Origin of the sequence: Mesorhizobium delmotii (assembly GCF_900149755.1) — a bacterium.
Lineage (GTDB): Bacteria > Pseudomonadota > Alphaproteobacteria > Rhizobiales > Rhizobiaceae > Mesorhizobium > Mesorhizobium delmotii.
Genome location: NZ_FUIG01000040.1, coordinates 1 through 4,530, shown reverse-complemented (window position 1 = coordinate 4,530; position 4,530 = coordinate 1). Strand labels below are relative to the sequence as shown.

General features: G+C 61.6%; 4 protein-coding genes. All 4 read right to left on the bottom strand.

Annotated elements, in window-relative coordinates:
* Positions 1–680: 680 nt before the first annotated feature.
* Entirely contained in the window at positions 681–1,739 is a 1,059-nt protein-coding gene (locus BQ8482_RS23165) for a C45 family autoproteolytic acyltransferase/hydrolase (protein WP_123149726.1), read from the bottom strand.
* Between the two features lie 923 nt (positions 1,740–2,662).
* The gene (locus tag BQ8482_RS40365) at positions 2,663–2,881 is read right to left on the bottom strand and encodes a hypothetical protein (RefSeq protein ID WP_342210980.1); all 219 of its coding nucleotides are present in this window, start codon (positions 2,879–2,881) and stop codon (positions 2,663–2,665) included.
* 161 nt (positions 2,882–3,042) lie between these two features.
* Positions 3,043–3,894: a gamma-glutamyltransferase gene (locus tag BQ8482_RS23150; protein ID WP_425294124.1), complete on the bottom strand. Its 852-nt coding sequence runs from the start codon at positions 3,892–3,894 to the stop codon at positions 3,043–3,045.
* Complete coding sequence (locus tag BQ8482_RS40670; protein ID WP_208867818.1) at positions 3,833–4,108, bottom strand: gamma-glutamyltransferase; 276 nt, start codon at positions 4,106–4,108, stop codon at positions 3,833–3,835. Before BQ8482_RS40670 ends, BQ8482_RS23150 begins: the two co-directional genes overlap by 62 nt.
* Positions 4,109–4,530 lie beyond the last annotated feature (422 nt).

Below are 4,530 nucleotides of genomic sequence, written 5' to 3'. Positions count from 1 at the left end.
TGCCGGTCATTCACAGCCCAGAACTGAACGCCTAGCCTGAAGGAAACGTAAGGAAGTGGCGGATATTGTTGAAAAAGTCTGGCGCGCCACAAAGCAAGCGCCGACGATAGAATTCTATTTCTTGGCGAGGCTCTTCTTGGAATCAGGATTCATGATCCGAGACCTCGTGGAATAATGTTCTGCGCGAGCCGCTTGGATGGTTTGGCCGAGGACTTTTTCAACAATATTGGCGCACTTGTGACTTTACTAGAGACCAGCTGCACTAGAGACCAGTTGCGCCTGCGTACTGCCTGCGACTGAGCGATTTGAACCAACAACACTCTAAGATTGTGAGCGGGGGCATAAGCGGCAGGCCGCGTGCTCATCTGACCCATCTTGCTGGGTCAGTCTGTCTCGCCAATCGCGCGAAGCTAGACGCTCACTGGACTGATGAGATGCCGCAGCCTCGCGATGTGGAACGTTCAGGAGGTCTGAGGGCGCTGGCTACCTCCATTCTGCGCGAATGAGCGCTTCTCGGAATCGTGGGGGGCATGCCAGGGCAGATCAAACGCGCCTGTATTCAGCGCGGCTCAGCTTCTTAGCGCTTTCCATGCCGCTCCCAGCCAGGGCGGGCTTGTCACCGCGATGGGAGATATCCTTTCGCAGGGGAGCGCCGACCGCTCGACGGTCGCGGCGGAGGACTAGACGACGCGCATCGTTCCGCTAAGTGCGTCGCACTCGCTCGGCGCGGCGTGCACGCGCCATTCGACGCGATCAGGGAAAAGCGCGAAGACGCTGGTGGCGAGGGTCTGAGCTTTATCGTCTCGCCGGTCCTTGTTGCCATAGATCGGGGTGGTCTCGTCGAAGAGCACTGCCTCCGGGCCGCCCGCGAGCGCGCCTTTCGCGATCATCCGGTCCGCCGCCTCCTGGCGCTTACGGGAAGAGAGGGTGATCGTCTGCTCCAGGCCGTCGAATTCCTCGAAGAGCAGGTGGTTGGCGTGAGCTCGGGGTGAGGCGACCTCCCGAACGGCGCAGCCCGAGGCTGGGGCCTCGACAGAGACGAGCCGGCGCGTCTTCGCCTCACCGAGATTGTGATGAAAGCCGCAGGCACGGTCCTTGCGCTTCAGGATTTCGAGCGCTTCGTCCAGCCCTCCCGCGTCAAGGATCGCGCGGCATATGATCCGCCGCGGCACCCCAGGCTGAAGATCGTTAGGACTGATGTTGTTGTTGGCCTGGACGAGCCCGGCCTCGTTCAAGCCGAAATCTCCCGCCAGCGTGGCGGGATAGGCGAAGCTCTTCCAGGCCGGGCCCTCGTCGGGCTCGACCTCAACCCAGAGACAGGCGCCGAGAAACTCCGCCGCGCCGTCCTCGTTATGGGCGATTACTGCTGGGCCGTCGCCTTCCGCCGGAATCAGGAGCGAGGTGCAGCCTGTGGCGGCGACCGCTTTCGTCGCCGGGGGGACATCCTCGGGAAGCCGTAGGTCGCCCCGGCAGTTCCAAAGGAAGATCGCTTCGAAATCCTGTCCGGCGCCCGCCGCGATCCCCTCGATCTCGCGCACGATACGGGGATAGGCAACGCGTGCCGCAGATTCTAGCGTCTTCAGGTATTCTGACCCGCGCCAGCGGGCGTCCAGCGCCCTATATTGGTCGGTGCGCAGGGCGCCTTCGAGGAAGCCGAATTCGCTGGCCCGCCCGATCGCGAAGCCTATAGAGAAGGGGTCGCCCTTGACCCGGACGCGGGGGATCGAATTTCTAGACATACGGGTCTCCGCTTACGGCGAGGTTAGCATTAAGCCGGCCTGACGCGCGGCCGGAGCCGGGGCCAACGGGCCTTCGGCGAAGCCATGCACAGGGGCTGACCTCTCGCTCTCTACCCAAGGCCTGAGCAAGCTTCGACGCTTTGGAATTGGTAGCACTTGGACGAGGAGAGTTTGCGGCAAATTGCGGCCGCCGCTGAAACAGAATCACAAACCTCAGCGGATTGAAATGCCACTGGGAACCCGGATATTTCTTCCATCTGATGCTCAGCTCGTCCCAAGACCGATCACAACGATGCCCAAGAGCTTGCTCAAGTCCCTGCACCGGTTGCTTTGATGCCGGCTTCGGGTTGGTGCCCCTTTTCGGTAATGACGGCCGACCCCGTCGGCACTGGACGGATTGAGGAGAAGATCCGGATTGTCGAGGAGAGCTCCGCGAATACCGGCAGGCTGCGCCGCCCGCGCGCCGTTCCAAATGGGAAACGAGGTCCAAACAATGCGCCTTACACCGAGCTCGGCGTAACGGTGATTATCCCGAGATTCGCGAGCTAATAAGCAAAGTAACCGCTGCAGGCTGACGCCGTTGGAGGCTCACCGCAGTAAGGAGGCGAAGGAACTCAGGGTGGGCTCTGTGGCGGTTTGATGACCCGCCGGAGTTTGTAGGGAGGGCGGGGCGTGTGGCGTCTCCCACGAGAGGCGCCGACACGTGCTTGGGAGCCAAGCGGAGGCACATAAGAAGGCCAGCAGATCCCGAATTGCAATATAGTACTCCCTATTATAGACGCCTACTTCTCACAAGCCGGAGCCTCTGGGAAAGCCAGGGCGGTTTAACCACGGATGGGATCGTTATTTGGAGGAACAGGCGTTAATTTGGCCCACCCAAAAGGGCGTCGCGTTTATCTCGAAATCTCTTACTTTCCAGGATTTCAGGCTGACGGTGGCACCACAACGCATGTGCCGTCCCACGCAGCGTCGGCAGCACCATCGGGAAAACCGTCCGCATTTTGTCCAACCGCCTGGACGACGCCGAGGTGATGTCCTCCCACGCCGCTCACCTCCAGACCGGGCCAGCGTGCGCGAAGCGTGGCGATCGCCTCGGGTCCTACGTCGACATAAGCGCGCACGTCGCTTTCCGACACACTCACCCTCGGCGCTCGTAGCGCTTCGACCAAACTGAATCCGCGGTCGACTACGTTGACGATCGTTTGGACGATTGCGCCGGGAATACGCTCGCTACCTGCAGCAACCGACAGAAAGGAGCACGCGGTCACTCCGCGTGACGATTACCGGTGACATCTCCGTGACGTCACGAGCTCTGGGTACCGGATCGCGGGAGCAGGCCGAACGCCGCATCCGTCGCGCGAAGCCCAAAATAGGGACCGATCGACATGGACAGCGCCACAGTCGCGCCCTCCGCGTCGAGCGCCGAAAGATGCGTAGTGTCTTTGCCCTCTGTCACCTTCGTAGTCGGCGCTTCGTCGGGTGCAACGGCGGGCGAGTCCTCGGCCATGCGCCGCGCGATCTCCGCGGCTCGGGCGGCAACGAAGTCGGGGGCAATGAGGGTCTCGAACGCAAGGCCGCCCGGTTTGGCTTCGAGCGAGCCGAGCCGCTGGGGTCGGTCCGCAAAGCAGGTTTCGATGACAGCAATCAAACGGCAGGCTTCGGCGCCCGTCAGATTATCGCCAAAAAGAGGCAAGTGATCCAGGATGGATAGCAACTCAATTAGGGTGTGGCCCCAGCCCTGACGGCCGATTGTGATGACCTCACAGTCGCGGAAGCTGGTGTAGAGGACCTCACCGTCCAAGGCTGCATTCGCCGCGAGATCTTCCGCGCGCCAATGTCCGCCACGGGAACGAACTCCATCTGCCAAGCTCCGAGCGGTCTCTCCGCTGGTGATTGCCGCGGCGCTGCATTCACCAAAGGCCCGCAGCAACGCCGCGAGACGGATATGGCGGAAACGGGCCGGTGGTCTCGCATCCTTGAGATAAGGCCCGGCACCGCCCTTCGCCAGTGCGTCGGCATTCAGAGCCCAAGCAGCGGCCAAGTGGTGTGGCGGGATAAAACCCTCGTCAGCTAGCCGTTCCCCGGCGCAGCGACTACAGCAAGCGGCAGCCGGCCATACTCTGCATGGGGTCTTTCGAGCCCCTGCGGCAAGCACGGGATCGCAGCGTAACCAATGGTCCAGTGCCCAGGGTTTCTGGCAGGCAAGACGGAATTGCGCTCGCTCCGTCGATCGCGGCAAAGCGCCCTTCACGCGTCCGCAGTACGATATGGCATCGTTCCAATAAACTTGCATTCGCAGGGTCGGCAACACATAGGGCCAAAGCAGCCGCCACCGCCGCGTCCGCCGCTGTCCCACCCTGCCGCAGCATCTCGGCCCCAGCTTCTGTCGTCGCCGCCGCAGGCGCGCCCGCCGCGACTGCTCCGCCCCCGGGCAATCTCATGAATGCTCAACATATAAATACCCCAACTTTTCCTGAAATCCGCGGATCGAGGATGCCGCCCAAGCTGTCGCTGAGAGAGTTGGATCCCAGTACCATCGTCCCGATGCGCAATTTGGGAAGGATAACTTATGGGGACGCAACGCTTGGGCCAAAGTGCGCCCGCTGTTGAAACGCGTACCCGCACAGAGCAGTGTGGTTGAAACATTGGCAGCAGCTTCTGATAGCTCATGGGCCGACTATCGGGGATGGGTGATAAGTCCGGAAGCCCCGGACAATTTCGGTCGCCTGCGGCCAGATGATTTACGTTCGCCATATATGCTAAAGCGCGTCGCGATTAATTGGCCTCATAT